The sequence below is a fragment of the Mycobacterium riyadhense genome (assembly GCF_963853645.1).
GTDB classification, from domain to species: Bacteria; Actinomycetota; Actinomycetes; order Mycobacteriales; family Mycobacteriaceae; genus Mycobacterium; species Mycobacterium riyadhense.
Genome location: NZ_OY970456.1, coordinates 3,358,948 through 3,373,574, shown reverse-complemented (window position 1 = coordinate 3,373,574; position 14,627 = coordinate 3,358,948). Strand labels below are relative to the sequence as shown.

Genomic DNA, 14,627 nt, shown 5'->3' with positions numbered 1-14,627 from the left:
GGCACCTCCTTCCGGAACCGATCGTCAATATGATCCGATATACGGATCTAATAGACTCGCATAACGAATCTCGATTGCGAGATACTAGCACTGTGGCCGCACAAAACAACACCCCGTGACAACTGGGTGAACTTTACAAAATGATGCTGCGGTGTCACGCTCTGAAAATGGGACAACACCAACAGGTGCAACCCAGAGACGTTCCGGCCACACCCGACGGCGCGCGGACGATCTACACCTTCTGCCGATACTGCCTGGCCTCGTGTGGTGTCGAGGTCAGCGTCGAGGGCAATCGGGTGTGCAAAATATCGGCCGACAAGCAAAACCCGCACAGTTGGCGGGATTTCTGCGCGAAAGGCCGCACCGCCGCCCAGATGGTCGAACATCCGCGCCGGATCCTTGCCCCGATGCGACGGGTGGGCGATCGCTATGTGGAAGCGACGTGGGAAGAGGCCATCGCGGATATTGCCACCCGACTGACTGGACTGATCGAGGCCGATGGCCCGGACGCGATAGCCGCCTATTACGGCAATCCGGCCGGATTCTCGTTGTCGAATCTGATCTTCATGAACGCCTGGCTGGACGCGGTCGGCACCCACAACCGGTATGCGGTGGGCTCGGTCGACCAGAACGCACTGCATGTCGTAGCGGAGGCCATGTACGGCTCGGCGATCATGGTGCCCGTCTCCGATATCGACAACTGCGACTACTTTCTGCTGGTCGGCACCAATCCCGCTGTCAGTGCATGGAATTGGGTAGAAAGTGCGCCCGGTGGGTGGCAGCGCGCGCTCGCCCGGCAAAAGCAGGGGGCCAAGATCGTGGTCGTCGACCCGCTACGCACCGAGTCCGCCGACAAAGCCGACGTGCACATCGCGGTGCGTCCCGGCCAGGACTGGGCGCTGCTGCTGGCGATGGTCAAGGTGATCCTCGACGAACGACTCGAACACCGCGCCGACTGTGCGCAACTCGCCACCGGCATGCCGGCGCTACGCCAGCTCTTGACCGAAGCCGAGCTGGACGACCTCACTCATCGGTGCGGCGTCCCGCGCCCCGAGATCGAGTCCACTGCAAGGGAATTTGCGACCTCCAGATCCGCGATGGCAATCACGCGAACCGGGATCTCACTGCACGTCTCGGGCAGCGTGGGCGAATGGCTTGGCCACGTCCTCAACGTGATCACCGGGCGAATGGACCGTCCCGGTGGCCGTCGCTTCGAACCCGGTTATGTCGACTCGCTGCGCCTGGCGGCCGCAACCAAGCCCCCGGAGCACAGAAGCCGACTGACCGGCCGGACGATGGTTGCCGGCGCGCACGCGTTGAGCGAACTGCCCGCCGAGATCACCACACCGGGCCCCGGGCAGATCCGGGCCCTGGTGATCAACGCCGGAAACCCGGTGGTCTCCGGTCCCGACGGCGCGGCCCTGGACAGTGCGCTTGCACAACTGGATCTGTTGGTGGCCATCGACTTTGTGCAGCGTGAGAGTCATCGCCACGCGCACTGGCTGTTGCCCGCCGTGCACTGGCTCGAACGTGACGACCTGCTCGCGCTGACAAGTAACCTACACGACGAGCCGTATGTGCAGTACGGCGTGCGTGCAGTCAACCCGCCGGCGACTGCACGCGAAGAATGGCGCATCTTCGTCGACCTGGCGCTGGCGATGGACGTTCCGCTGTTCGGCATCAAGGGTGTCAACGGGTTCATCAGGACCAGCCGGCGCCTTGCGCGGCTGACCCGGCGACCCACGCTGGAATTCACGCCGCACTGGATCAACCGCATCATCGTGGCCACGTCGCGCAACGTCAACGGACACAAGTTGAAATGGCGTGAGCTGCTTGCCAATCCACACGGCATGGTGCTTGGCCCGCGGGAGTATGGCCACTTCGCCGCAGCGTTGCGCACTGCCGACAAGCGGGTGCATATCGCGCCCACCGAGCTGGTCGCGCGGGCGCGTGAATTGCTCGCCGCGGCGCCTTCTGAGGCTCCGCCTGGCTACCCCTTCCAGATCGGCAACCGCCGTCACCGCCATTCCATGAATTCGTTTCTCAACGAGCTGCCCGGCCTGCACCCCGGCGGCAAAGGCAGCGTCGTTCTCATTCATCCCGCGGATGCCGCCACGCTCGGCATCGGTGACGGGGACCCGGTGCGCGTGTATTCGCCGGTTGGCGAAATCGAGGCGAATGCGTCACTGAGCGATCGACCCCGGCGCGGCGTCATCGTGATCAACCACGGCTGGGGTTCGCGAATCTTCGACCCGCACACCGGATCTGCGCCGCAGTCATTCGGGGTGAACCGCAACCTCCTGATTGACGCCGAACCGGTAGATCCGCTGTCGCAAACGCCCGCAATGAATTCCACCTATGTCGGCGTTGCTCGCCGTGGCGCGGGCCCCACCGTCGCCGAACCATCGCCACCGCCCGCCCTCAGTCCTCGCAACAGGACATGACGTCGAGTCGGCAGGCGCAGGACGCATGAATCGGTACGTCGGCGCGGGCAGTCGCCAGCGCGAGCTGCTGGCCAATGATCCTGGCCTCGGAGGTACGGCCGAGCCGCTGCAGGCATTCGTGATAGCCGTGCAGGCTCCACACGTTCCTGGGGTGCTGACAGGCCCTGGCCAACGTGGGGTCCAGACCGAGGTCGGCGGCATACACGGCAGCCGCCTCCGCGACATGGCCTTGTTCTAACAGCAATGCCCCGTACGCGTGCCGCGCGGGTTGCATCCAGCCCCATGGCTCGTCGTAAGGCAACGCGTCGTCGAGCTCGACCGCGCGCCTCAGATGACCGAACGCCTCATCGAAACGCTTTTCGCGGTAGGCGATCTCACCGTCGAACATGGCCGCTGCCACCGCGAGGATGTCTCGGCTGGTGTTATTGAACAGGTATCGGGAGTTCGGTATCCGGTCGTATGCCTCACTGAACGCCGCCCGCTCGGCGTTTGCCCGCGCGAGTTGCCCTGTGGCCGCTAGCGCGATGCCGCGTCCGTAGTGAATCGTCGCTGCGGTGGTGCAGTATAGATCTCGGTCCTCCGGAAGTGGTTGCGCAATCAGCTCGTCCCAGCGGCCGAACCGCATCAACACGTGGGTACGCAACGGCACGAACGCCTCGAGCCAGTCGGCCATCGGCGGCGATTCGATCGACAGCAGCTCGGCTGTCAGCTGATCGGCAAGCTCGTCAGCGGCCTGCAAGGCGATTTGCGATTGTCCTTCGAACATCGCCGAATACACGACGAAGTGCAGATCGTGCGCACGGTAGAGCGAGTAATAGTTCAACGGGCCCTCGCGGCTTACAAAGCGCCGATCCGCTTGCACCGCCGCAAGATTCGCCAGTATCGAGCTGCGGTAGTCGCCGCACAGCACGTCGATGTGGCTCGGCATGTGCTGCAGATGCCCGGCGTCGGGCACCAAGCCGCGTAACAAGTCCGCTGCCGGTAGGGCGTCCTCCGGAGTCGCCGACATCTCCATGGTGTGCAGATACAAATGCAGGATGCCCGGGTGTTCACGGCCCGCTGGCCCGGCTAGCGCGGTCTCGAGGATCCGCTTGGCCTCGAGCACGCGTGAGCCCGCGGCTGGCTCGCCGGTCGCGGTGTCCCACAGCGCCCACGCCGTCACGTTGACCAGTGCGTCGGCAGCGAGCGCTTGCACATCTACGTCTTCGGGATAAGCCGCGGCCAGCGCCGTCATTGCGTCGGCGTAAGCGACTAGCCCGGTGTGTAGTGCATCGGTGTCGGCTGGGTCGTCGGTGGGAAAGCGCGCCGCAAGTGCGGCAATGAGGCCTTGCTCGACTGGGCTGACCCGGCCCTGTGCGGCCAGTTGGAGTTCCGTGTGCGCACGGGCCAGCGAAGCGGTCAGGTCGATCGGGTCAAATGCCTCCCATGCCTTGTTGTAGTTGGGCCCGACCGAATAGGCGATTCCCCAACGCGCGATGGCCAGGTCCGGGTCCAGTTCCAGGGCCCGCTGGAAGCAGCGGATTGCCTCTTCGTGATTGAACGCGTACGCCCACACCAGTCCGCGGTCGAACCAAACCTGCGCTTGCGCGCAAGTGGTTTCGACCGGCCGGTGGTAGGAGCCGAGATCGAAATACTGCTCGACAGTCATGCTCGCTCCCCCAGTGGGGCAGCATTGGCCGAACAAGCGTCACACCTGCCACACGCGTTTCTAAGAGGAGAGATCGTCGTTGCGCCCACCTCAGAGCGACAACCCGCCGGTTGGGCGTGCGGCCGGGCCACTCGCCGCTGCGAGGAGGGCACAAAGCATGCCTGCCGGACAAGAGACGGGCGTGGCAACGGACCTGCGATCATCCGCGCCGTCCCCGCAGCCGCTCGACGATAACCGCCCGCGCCGCACGCCCTTCCGGCGTCGGGGTCAGCGGATACACGTGCAACAAACCTCGCCGCTCGTGGTATTCGATGTCTACGCCTGCGGCAGTGGCCTTTTGCGCCAAGGCTCGTGCGTCGGGGTTGAGAATGTCTCGAGTGCCGGTGAGGACCGTCAAAGGCCCTAAACCACTGAGATCACCCGCGAGTGGACTAACACGCGGATCCGTCAGCGGTAGGTCACCGCGCCACCGATCCGCGAATACGCGCAGCGCCTCGCGTCCCAACCACGGATCGTCGGATTCGGCCGCACCGATCAGCGGATTGGTCAGCGACACATCCAAGACGGGCGAGATCAAAATGGTCCGAGGTATCACCACGCCATGCTCATCGCGCAGCAGTAGTGCCGCCGACAATGCGATCTGGCCGCCGGCGGAATCCCCGGCCAGACATACGCTCCCGTCGCGTGACACGTTGTCTGCCACGAGTTCGACGATCACGGGCATGACGTCCGCCGCGCCAGCGAACGGCACCAATGGATAGATCGGGACGATCACCGTGGCGCGCGCCTCGGCCGCGATTTGAGCGGCCAATTGCCAATGCTGTGGCGTGATTTCGTTTACCCATGCGCCGCCATGCAGATACCAGACGATGCGCTCGGGCGCCCCGATGTTGGCCGTGATGGTGTAGATCGGCCAACCCAATCGACGCTGGACCGTCACCGCTACGTCGGATCGCAACCGAGGCGGCGGGCCGTACGGTTGCGGACGCAGCGCACGCCGATCGATATGCGCACGCGCGGATTGAGCGCTCACGTAAGGGCGGCTCCTGCCCGTGATGCGCAGGATTGCGGGTAATGCCCGGCTCGCCCAGCTGATGTCAGCCATTTTGCGCCCTCATCTCGGCAAACATACCCACCGCAAGCGGGATATTGGCAGTCCCCGCTGCATCCGGTCGACCGGGTCAGGCGCTATCGTGTCGCAACGGTTGTTTGCGTGCATGAAGGAGGGCCTATGGCAGGGCCGATAAAGCCCATCGAGGCCGACTACCTGGTGATCGGCGCCGGAGCCATGGGCATGGCGTTCACTGACACGCTGATCACCGAATCGGAAGCAACGGTCGTCATCGTTGACCGTGCGTGTCAACCTGGTGGACATTGGACCACCGCTTACCCATTCGTGCGGCTACACCAGCCGTCGGCGTACTACGGCGTCAACTCAAGAGCACTGGGCAACAACACCATTGATCAAGTCGGCTGGAACCAAGGGCTCAACGAGCTCGCCCCGGTCGGCGAGATATGCGCATACTTCGACGGCGTCATGCAGCAACAGTTTCTTCCGACGGGGCGCGTTTCCTACTTCCCGATGAGTGAGTATCTCGGCGACGGCCGTATCCGAACGCTGGCAGGCTCCGAACGAGCAGTCACCGTCACGCAGCGGATTGTCGACGCCACCTATCTGCGTGCCGTCGTGCCCTCGATGCGGCCCGCGCCGTACCGCGTCGCACCCGGCGTCGACTGCATCGCCCCAAACGAACTACCGAAATTCGGTGCGCGCGACCGGTATGTGATCGTCGGGGCCGGCAAAACCGGCATGGACGTCTGTCTGTGGTTGCTCCGACACGACATCAGCCCCGACAAGCTGACCTGGATCATGCCGCGTGACTCCTGGCTGATCGACCGGGCAACGCTGCAGCCGGGGCCGACGTTCATCGACCAGTTCCGGGCCAGTTTCGGTACGACGCTTGAGGCAATCGGCGAAGCGACGTCTGCCGAGGACTTGTTTGATCGGCTGGAGGCCGCCGGAACCTTGCTGCGCATCGATCCGTCGGTACGTCCGGCCATGTATCGATGTGCGACGGTGTCCCACGCCGAATTCGGTCAACTACGCCGGATCAACGACATCGTCAGGATGGGCCACGTCCAGCGCATCGAGCCCGACGCGGTCGTGTTCGACGGCGGTTCCGTGCCCTCCTCCCCTTCGGCCATCTACATTGACTGCACGGCCGACGGAGCGCCACAACGACCCGCAACGCCGGTTTTCGACGAGGGCCGCATCACCCTGCAGGCGGTGCGCGGATGCCAACAGGTGTTCAGTGCCGCATTCATCGCCCACGTTGAATTCGCCTACGACGACGATGCGGCGAAAAACGAACTCTGCGAACCGATTCCACACCCGGACTCCGATCTGGACTGGCTGCGTCTTACCCAATCCGACTTGCGTAACTTCCGGCGCTGGCTGCACGACCCGGACCTGACGGACTGGCTGAGTTCGGCACGCTTGAACCTCCTCGCGGATCTGCTTCCGCCGCTGTCGCACAAGCCGCGAGTGCGTGAACGGGTGGTGTCGATGTTCCAAAAAAGATTGGACACCGCCGTCGCGCAATTAGAGACGCTGCGCAGCCAGTGCGTCACGCTAACAAGCGAACGACGGTAAGGAGAGGCCGTGTCGCAGCCAACCGAGGTGGACATGCCGCTTGTCGGCGTGCCCGGCTTCGGGTACGTCTACCAAACCGGTTGGCGGGTAGCCACATCGGACATCGACGAGCGCCGAAGACTACGCCTCGACGGGGTTGCGCGTTATATCCAAGAGGTCGGCGCCGAACATCTTGCTGATGCCGGACTGGCAGAAGTCCACCCCCACTGGATCGTCCTGCGCACGGTGATCGACGTCATCGAGCCGATCGTGCTGCCGAGCGACATCACCTTCCGCCGTTGGTGCGCCGCGCTGTCCACCAGATGGTGCTCCATGCGCGTCCAACTCGAGGGTTCTGACGGCGGCCGAATCGAAACCGAGGGATTCTGGATCTGCGTCAACAAGGACACCCTGACTCCGTCACGCCTTGTCGACGATTGCATCGCACGTTTCGGCAGTACCACCGACAACCACCGGCTCAAGTGGCGCCCTTGGCTCACCGCGCCGGTGCAAGATGGTACCGAGGCACCATTTCCCTTGCGCCGCACCGATATTGATCCCTTTGAGCATGTCAACAACACCATCTACTGGCACGGTGTGCACGAAATACTGGGACAAGTACCCGAATTCGAACGAGCCCCGTATCGCGCGGTGCTCGAATACCGCAGGCCAATTAAGTTGGGTGAACCCGTGACAATCCGTTCCGAACATCGCGACGGCAGCGTGCGCATGCACTTCACCGTCGGTGATGACGTGCGCGCGGCAGCTCTACTGCGCACGATCTAGTCCCGGGTACCGGGTGGCGGTAGGCAGTCGCCTATGTCTATTATCTGCGTATGTATGCAATTAAGCGGGCTAAGCGAGATCTGCTTGCGATGGGGGTCACACGGCAATGACGCATACCCGAGCCCTGTCCCACGCACACGACCACGCACACGACCATGACCATGGCCACGACCATCCGACCGGTGTTCGTGGTCTGCTCGCCGAGATCTTCTCGCCGCACAGTCATGATGCGACCGACAGCGTCGACGATGCGCTGTCGTCGAGCGCGTCTGGCATCCGCGCGGTGAAACTCAGCCTCGCCGCGCTTGGCGTCACTGCAGCATTTCAAGTCGGGATTGTCGCGATCTCAGGATCGGTAGCGTTAGCCGCGGACACCATTCACAACTTCTCCGATGCACTAACCGCGGTGCCGCTGTGGATCGCGTTCTCTCTCGGAACGCGTGCTGCCACAAAGCGATACACCTACGGTTTCGGTCGCGCAGAAGACCTCGCCGGATTGTTCGTCGTCGCGATGATCACCTTGTCAGCGGCCATCGCTGGCTACGAGGCTGTGATGCGCCTGATTCATCCGGTGGCGATTGGAAACCTCGGCTGGGTCGCAGCAGCGGGCGCGGTCGGATTTGTCGGTAACGAACTTGTCGCGCTGTATCGCATCCGGGTGGGGCGACGGATCGGTTCGGCAGCGCTCGTTGCCGACGGACTGCACGCCCGTACCGACGGGTTCACCTCGCTCGCGGTGGTTTTCGGCGCCGCGGGTGTCGCACTGGGGTATCCAATTGCCGACCCCATCGTCGGGCTGCTCATAACCGTGGCCATCTTGGCAGTGCTGCGCACCGCAGTGCGCGACGTGTTCCGGCGCCTACTGGACGCCGTCGACCCCGAACTCGTCACTCGCGCCGAGACGGCGTTGGCAGCGCAGCCGGGGGTGCGAGCCGTGCGTAGCGTCCGGATGCGCTGGATCGGACATCGGCTGCACGCTGATGCCGAACTCGATGTCGACCCGACTTTGAGCCTGAACGATGCACACCGGATCGCCCATGAAGCCGAGCACGAACTGACCCATGCTGTACCGAGACTCGACACCGCGCTCATCCACGCCTATCCGCACGGCTGAGAAACGCTTCCGATCTTCCGCAAAATAGCCAGGTCACGATGGGGTCGTGATAGTTTCGTAATAGGGTCATTTTTGTCGCGATTTGGATAGGCTTAATAAAGTCGTGATACGACCGTGATAAGCACGTGATAAGTCGGGGCGGAGGGTCGGGCATGTCATATGTGATTGCTGCGCCGCAAGCATTGGCGGTGACGGCGACGGATGTCGCCTGGATCGGCTCGACGCTCAGCGCCGCGAACGCCGTGGCCGCGGCCCAGACGACGGAGGTACTGGTGGCCGCTGCCGATGAAGTGTCGGCGGCCATCGCTGGGTTATTCAACGCGCACGCGCAGGAATATCAAGCCGTGAGCGCCCAAGCGGCGGCATTTCATGCCCAGTTTGTGCGGTCATTGACCTCGAGTGCCGAGTTCTATGCGAGCGCCGAGGCGGCCAACGTGTCGCCCTTGCAGACCCTCGCGCAGCAGGCGCTCAACACCGTTAACGCGCCCAGCGAGGCGCTGCTGGGTCGCCCGTTGATCGGCGATGGGGCCGACGCGACCGTGCCCGGCGGGCGTGGCGCGGACGGCGGGTTGCTGTACGGGAACGGTGGCAATGGCGCCGCCGGCGGGACCGGCCAGGCCGGCGGTGCCGGCGGTAACGCCGGATGGTTCGGAAACGGTGGAGCTGGCGGGGCTGGTGGTGTCGGCGCGTCCGGCGGCAACGGCGGCAACGGTGGTCTGCTCGTAGGCAACGGCGGCGACGGCGGCCCCGGTGGCTCGGCGGTAGCGGACATCAACGGCGGCAACCCAGGACTGGGCGGCACTGGCGGGAAGGCCGGGTTGTTCGGCCACGCCGGAACAGACGGGCAGATAGGCACCGGTGGCTCAACCCCAACGACGCCACCCACAACACCCCCGACTGGCGGCACTCTGATCTCCGCCCAATTCGGAACGACGACGACCGCGGATGGCTACGTTGTTCAGAACAACGCATGGAACAACCCGGCGGGGCAGACCATCGACGTCAGTCCCACCGGAGGTTTTACCATCACGTCGATAAATGGCTCCGCCCCGACCAACGGCGCCCCACTCGGATACCCCTCGATCTTCACGGGCTGGCACTATGGCACCGGTTCGGTGGGGACCACGCTGCCCATGCAATTGGGCCAGATCCAAACCGCAACCAGCAGCATCGATTACAACTACCCCGTCACCGGAACCTGGAACGCCTCCTATGACATCTGGCTGGATCCCACACCCAAGACCACCGGTGTCAACCAGCAGGAGATCATGATCTGGTTCAACCACCAGGGCCCCATCCAGCCCGTCGGCTCCCCGGTAGGCAACGCCACGATCGAGGGAAAGACCTTTATGGTCTGGGACGGCACCAACGGTCAGAACAACGTGATGTCATACGTCGCGACGTCACCGATCGAGGTTTGGGATTTCGATGTCATGAGCTTCGTGGACCACACGAGCACCATGGAGCCGATCACCGACTCGTGGTATCTCACCAGCATCCAAGCCGGGTTTGAGCCATGGGACGGCGGGGTCGGTCTGGGGGTCGATTCGTTCTCCGCCAACGTCAACTAACGACGCAGTCGCCGCTCGAGGTCCGCGTACTCTCGCGGACGATGAACCACGCACCCACAACTCGGCCGGCCCGCGATCTGGCGGTGGACTTCTACCGCGCATCGGGAGTGGTCCTCATTGTGCTGGGGCATTGGGCGGCCGGATCGGTGACATATCGCGACGGATCATTCGGTCGGCAGAACCCGCTCGTCGACCAACCCTGGACCCAGTGGCTGACTTGGCCTTTCCAGGCGGTGCCGGTGTTCTTCGTGGTGGCCGGCTACGCCGGCGCGGTGTCTTGGACACACCGTAACGAGCCCGGCGGTGTGTCGCGGCAGACGTGGCTTCGGCATCGACTGGCGCGAGTACTCGGACCCACCGCGGTGTACGTCGGACTGGTGTCGCTGGTTGTCGCAATTCTGGAGTTCAGCGGTGTGGCCGGTTCCGCGCTGGAGTACGCGGGTTGGGCCGTAGCAATGCATTTGTGGTTTCTCGCAGTCTACGTAGTGGTGGTATCGCTAACACCCATTGCTATTGCCGCACAACGACGTTGGGGACTGTTAGCCCCGGCCGTTGTGGTGCTGGCTGTCGTGGCAGTCGATGCCGTCTCGCTGGGCGCGCACGTGGCGTATCTCGGCTGGTTGAATTACCTGCTCTGCTGGGGAGCGCTCTACCAGATCGGAATCGCTTGGTACGTCGGGCAGTTAGCCCGCCATAGGCCGTTGCTGCTTGCCATCGGTTCGGCGCTGGCACTGGCATTGCTGATCGGGCTGGGTCCCTACCCGGTCAGCATGATCGGCATTCCCGGCCAAGTGATCCAGAATTCGGCGCCACCCTCGGTAGCGATGTTGGCGTTCGGATGCGCGCAGGCAGGAGCGGCGATGACGCTCGCGCCGATGTTAAACCGTGCCCTACGCCCACATCTGGTGCAGCGGGTGCTCTCCGTCGCCAATAGCAACGTGATGGCGCTGTACCTGTGGCACATGCTGCCCGTGGTGATCGTGGCGCTCGTCGGCTACCCGACCGGACTGTTGCCGCAACCGGTCGAGGGAACGGCGCAGTGGTGGCTGGCCCGGCTGGAGTGGGTGGTCATCCTCTGCCTCGTGACGGCGGTAGAGCTGGCGCTGTTGTGGCTGTTGCGTCGTGTTGCTGCGGCCCCGCTGCCCATCATCGATTTATCGCTCGCCGATCGCTGGAGCGAACCCCTCCTCGTGGCCGGCGCAGCGATGGCAACATACGGCCTCGCGTTTTTCGCCGCCGAAGGATTCGCTCCGTACGGGAATTTCCCGTGGATGACCGCCCTGATCTTCGGCGTCGGGGTGGCACTGGTGGCGTTTCGTCCAGCCAAGATCAGCGCGGGGCTACGTTCGACGCCCGCGACCGGATGAGCTGAACTCTTGGGCACCACCGATCGGCGTTGCCTGTGGTGGTCGGTCAGCATGGCGGGCGGGTCAACCTGATTGGATAGCCAGCTTGCTGAGGCTAAGTAAGCCCGACAAGGCGGTACCGGTGTTGAAAAAGCCCGAGTTAAAGCCGCTGAGCACACCGCTCGGGAAGGCACCTATGGCGCCCGTGACGCCGGTGTTGAAGAAGCCCGAGCTAACGCCGGTCTCCAGCGAGCCTCCGCGGGCCGTGTTGCCAAAGCCCGACATACTGCCGCTCACAAAACCGCCGCTGGCCGTGTTGCCAAAGCCCGAGATTCCGGCGCCCGCGTTGAAGAATCCCGAGTTATCGACCGCGCCGACGCCGACCTGACCGCTGTCGGTGGTGGCCCCGAAGCCCGTGTTCACATTGCCCGCATTCCCAAAGCCGGTGTTGACGTGGCCCGAGTTCCCGAAGCCGGTGTTTGTCTCGCCCGAGTTCAAAAAGCCCGTGTTCAGGTTGTTCCCATTAAATGCGCCGGTATTAATCGAGCCCGCATTCCCGAAGCCGGTGTCAAGGAGGCCCGAATTCCAAAAGCCGGCGTTTCCGGCGCCCGAGTTCCCGAAGCCGAGATTGCCGGTGCCGGAGTTCCCGAAGCCAAGACTGTTGAGTTGGCCTGGGAACACGACATTGGTGCCCGAACTGAAGATGCCGATGTTGCCGCTACCGGAATTGAAGAAGCCGATGTTGTTGGTGCCCGAATTCCCCAAGCCGATGTTGCCGCTGCCCGAATTCAGCAGCCCGGCCAGGTTGATGCCGACCTGATTGTCGCCGGTGAGCCCTATCCCGATGTTGTTGTCGCCGCTGTTTCCAAACCCAAAGTTTCCGTTGCCGGTGTTTCCGGCACCAAAGTTTCCCATGCCGGTGTTGCCACCGCCTATGTTTCCGTCTCCGGTGTTCCCGAGGCCGAAGTTGCTGTTGCCGGTGTTACCCATGCCCACGTTATTGCTGCCCGGCGTTACGTGAAAGGTGAACAGGTCTGGGTTCGATAGGTCGGCCGGGCCGGCGTTTCCGAAGCCGACGTTGCCGGTGCCGTTATTGCCGAAGCCGAAGTTGTGGTTGCCGATGTTTCCGGCGCCGACGTTATTGTTGCCGTTGTTTCCGCCGCCAATATTATTGTTGCCCGCTTGTGGGGGGACGAGCACGCTGTTTCCCTCGCCGCTGTTTCCGAGGCCGATGTTTCCGCTGCCGGTGTTGCCGATGCCGATGTTGGCGTTGCCCTTGTTGCCGATACCCAAGTTGGGCAGGCTCCGCAGGATCTGCTGCAGGCTGGTCTGCAATTGCGCCGCCGCAGCCGACACCCCGGCGTGATACCCGGTCATTGCGGCCACATCCTGGGCCCACATCTGCTCGTACTGGCCCTCGGCTGCCATGATCGCAGGCGCATTGAGCCCCAACCAATTCGACCGAACCAACTGTACGAACGCGGTGCGGTTGGCCGTCACCGCCAACGGATGGATCATCGCCGCGCGCGCGGCCTCAAACGCACCGGCCACCGCTTTGGCCTGCGCGGCTGCCCCGGTAGCTTGGGCTGCAGCCGCGTTCAAAAACTGCGCATACGGGGCGGCCGCGACCGTCATCGCCGCCGAGGCCGCACCCTGCCAGGACGCACCGACCAGCGCCGAGGTCACCGACGAAAACGACGACGCCGCCGTCCCCAACTCCGAGGCCAACCCGTCCCAGGCCGCGGCGGCGTTTAGCATCGGTGCCGATCCCGCACCGGTGAACATCAGGAAAGAATTGATCTCCGGCGGCAACATCACAAAATTCGCCACGATGGAACCCCTTATAGTGTCATCCGCTGTTCTCGAAGCGGCAAGTGCTGCCGTGGAATCGGACAACTTGTCACGAATGCTATTGCGATGCCCGCGCGTATATCGGTTTTTCGCCAGAATGCCGGGCGGGCTTGAATCGTCGATCCGGCAGGCCGACGATGCCGTAGTGCGCCTCGGCGTGGGGAACATCGACGTCGTTACCTATGAGGATCTCGTCAGAAATCCTTGACCGAGTGCTATGTCTATGTGACGATTTCGCCAATTAGATCGGGGAGAGTCATAGGCCATCCGAAGGTGCTCACCGCATGAGCGTCTCCGTCCTGCGCACCGTCGACGCCTGGTGGGTCGAAACCCCAAGCGGCCCAGCGAAGATCGCGACTGCCGCGGCAACCACCGCAGCGCTGCTGGCCGACCGTCCCGCGATCGCGGCGGCAGCCCGCGAGACCGGCACCGTACCTTTAGCAAGCCTGAACTTGATCTCGCCGGTAACTCGGCCGTGCCGCGTGGTCGCCCAGATGACCAATTACGAATCGCATGTCAAGGATGCGGGCATGGACCCGACATCGATGCCGCTGACCTTCTTCCGCAAGGCTTCTGCGTCGATCAGCGGCCCGTTCGACGACATCGTCAAGCCCGGCCACGTCCAACTGCTGGACTATGAGGTCGAGATCGGGTTGGTGATCGGCCGATCAATCCCGGTCGGTACAACCATTTCCCACGCGACCCTCTCCGATTTCGTCGCCGGTCTGGTCGTCGCCAACGATGTGTCTGCGCGCGATATCCAGCTTCCACAGACACAGTTCTACGAAGCCAAGTCCTACCCGACGTTCACCCCGGTCGGGCCGAAGCTGGTGTTGCTGAATTCCGACGAACTCCAGCGGTTCGGTGATCTGCGGCTGCGCCTGAGTGTTAACGGCGAGGAGCGACAGAACGCGCTCGTCGAAGCCGACATGCTCTACCGGCCACTGCAGGCGCTGCAGTCGCTCACCCAATTCCAGGAGCTCGCTCCCGGCGACCTCATACTCACCGGCACCCCTGTTGGCACCGCCCTGAGTGCCCCGGCGAAGCCGGTGGCAATCATCGGAAACCTGTTACCACCGGCCATCAAATGGAACGCCTTCTTCAAACGTCAGGCCGGCAATCCGAAATATCTGCGGCAAGGTGACATTGTCGAAGCGTCGGTGGCCACCGACGACGGGCAGATCGACCTCGGAACCCAGCGCACCGCGGTGCGGTACGCGTAAGCACCGACCAAG

General features: G+C 63.5%; 10 protein-coding genes. 7 read left to right on the top strand and 3 right to left on the bottom strand.

Annotation, left to right across the window (positions count from 1 at the left end):
- The first annotated feature begins 167 nt into the window (after positions 1 to 167).
- Positions 168 to 2,444, top strand: coding sequence for a molybdopterin-containing oxidoreductase family protein (locus AADZ78_RS15185; RefSeq protein WP_085250166.1), 2,277 nt, complete (start codon positions 168 to 170; stop codon positions 2,442 to 2,444).
- On the opposite strand, the gene AADZ78_RS15180 is transcribed toward AADZ78_RS15185, so the two are convergent.
- Together AADZ78_RS15180 and AADZ78_RS15175 are read right to left on the bottom strand one after the other, a co-directional pair.
- Positions 2,422 to 4,092 (bottom strand): tetratricopeptide repeat protein, encoded by a 1,671-nt coding sequence (locus AADZ78_RS15180; RefSeq protein ID WP_085250165.1) that lies wholly within the window; start codon positions 4,090 to 4,092, stop codon positions 2,422 to 2,424. The genes AADZ78_RS15185 and AADZ78_RS15180 overlap by 23 nt on opposite strands.
- 199 nt (positions 4,093 to 4,291) lie before the next feature.
- Positions 4,292 to 5,197 carry an alpha/beta hydrolase fold domain-containing protein gene (locus AADZ78_RS15175; protein WP_085250164.1) on the bottom strand — a complete coding sequence of 302 codons (906 nt, stop codon included), beginning with the start codon at positions 5,195 to 5,197 and terminating at the stop codon, positions 4,292 to 4,294.
- 126 nt (positions 5,198 to 5,323) lie between these two features.
- Between AADZ78_RS15175 and AADZ78_RS15170 the strand changes: the two genes are divergently transcribed.
- The 5 genes from AADZ78_RS15170 (at position 5,324) to AADZ78_RS15150 (ending at position 11,562) form a co-directional block, all read left to right on the top strand.
- The gene (locus tag AADZ78_RS15170) at positions 5,324 to 6,745 is read left to right on the top strand and encodes an NAD(P)-binding protein (RefSeq protein ID WP_085250163.1); all 1,422 of its coding nucleotides are present in this window, start codon (positions 5,324 to 5,326) and stop codon (positions 6,743 to 6,745) included.
- Between the two features lie 33 nt (positions 6,746 to 6,778).
- The gene (locus AADZ78_RS15165; RefSeq protein ID WP_085250178.1) at positions 6,779 to 7,510 is read left to right on the top strand and encodes an acyl-[acyl-carrier-protein] thioesterase; all 732 of its coding nucleotides are present in this window, start codon (positions 6,779 to 6,781) and stop codon (positions 7,508 to 7,510) included.
- Positions 7,511 to 7,616: 106 nt separating this feature from the next.
- Positions 7,617 to 8,624 (top strand): cation diffusion facilitator family transporter, encoded by a 1,008-nt coding sequence (locus tag AADZ78_RS15160; RefSeq protein WP_085250162.1) that lies wholly within the window; start codon positions 7,617 to 7,619, stop codon positions 8,622 to 8,624.
- A 152-nt stretch (positions 8,625 to 8,776) separates the two neighbouring features.
- Positions 8,777 to 10,195, top strand: a complete 1,419-nt coding sequence (locus tag AADZ78_RS15155) for a GH12 family glycosyl hydrolase domain-containing protein (protein WP_085250161.1) — start codon at positions 8,777 to 8,779, stop codon at positions 10,193 to 10,195.
- A gap of 41 nt (positions 10,196 to 10,236) precedes the next feature.
- The gene (locus tag AADZ78_RS15150) at positions 10,237 to 11,562 is read left to right on the top strand and encodes an acyltransferase family protein (RefSeq protein WP_085250160.1); all 1,326 of its coding nucleotides are present in this window, start codon (positions 10,237 to 10,239) and stop codon (positions 11,560 to 11,562) included.
- Positions 11,563 to 11,625: 63 nt separating this feature from the next.
- Here the strand turns inward: AADZ78_RS15150 and AADZ78_RS15145 are convergent, their stop codons facing one another.
- Complete coding sequence (locus AADZ78_RS15145; protein WP_085250159.1) at positions 11,626 to 13,371, bottom strand: PPE family protein; 1,746 nt, start codon at positions 13,369 to 13,371, stop codon at positions 11,626 to 11,628.
- Positions 13,372 to 13,676: 305 nt separating this feature from the next.
- Between AADZ78_RS15145 and AADZ78_RS15140 the strand changes: the two genes are divergently transcribed.
- Positions 13,677 to 14,615, top strand: a complete 939-nt coding sequence (locus AADZ78_RS15140) for a fumarylacetoacetate hydrolase family protein (protein ID WP_085250157.1) — start codon at positions 13,677 to 13,679, stop codon at positions 14,613 to 14,615.
- Positions 14,616 to 14,627 lie beyond the last annotated feature (12 nt).

What these genes read in the sequence shown, in the direction of transcription:
- AADZ78_RS15155 (WP_085250161.1), top strand. Translation starts at nt 8,777, where the DNA reads ATGTCATATGTGATTGCTGCGCCGCAAGCATTGGCGGTGACGGCGACG.
- AADZ78_RS15185 (WP_085250166.1), top strand. Translation starts at nt 168, where the DNA reads ATGGGACAACACCAACAGGTGCAACCCAGAGACGTTCCGGCCACACCC.
- AADZ78_RS15140 (WP_085250157.1), top strand. Translation starts at nt 13,677, where the DNA reads ATGAGCGTCTCCGTCCTGCGCACCGTCGACGCCTGGTGGGTCGAAACC.
- AADZ78_RS15170 (WP_085250163.1), top strand. Translation starts at nt 5,324, where the DNA reads ATGGCAGGGCCGATAAAGCCCATCGAGGCCGACTACCTGGTGATCGGC.
- AADZ78_RS15160 (WP_085250162.1), top strand. Translation starts at nt 7,617, where the DNA reads ATGACGCATACCCGAGCCCTGTCCCACGCACACGACCACGCACACGAC.
- AADZ78_RS15165 (WP_085250178.1), top strand. Translation starts at nt 6,779, where the DNA reads ATGCCGCTTGTCGGCGTGCCCGGCTTCGGGTACGTCTACCAAACCGGT.
- AADZ78_RS15150 (WP_085250160.1), top strand. Translation starts at nt 10,237, where the DNA reads ATGAACCACGCACCCACAACTCGGCCGGCCCGCGATCTGGCGGTGGAC.
- AADZ78_RS15180 (WP_085250165.1), bottom strand. Translation starts at nt 4,092, where the DNA reads ATGACTGTCGAGCAGTATTTCGATCTCGGCTCCTACCACCGGCCGGTC.
- AADZ78_RS15175 (WP_085250164.1), bottom strand. Translation starts at nt 5,197, where the DNA reads ATGGCTGACATCAGCTGGGCGAGCCGGGCATTACCCGCAATCCTGCGC.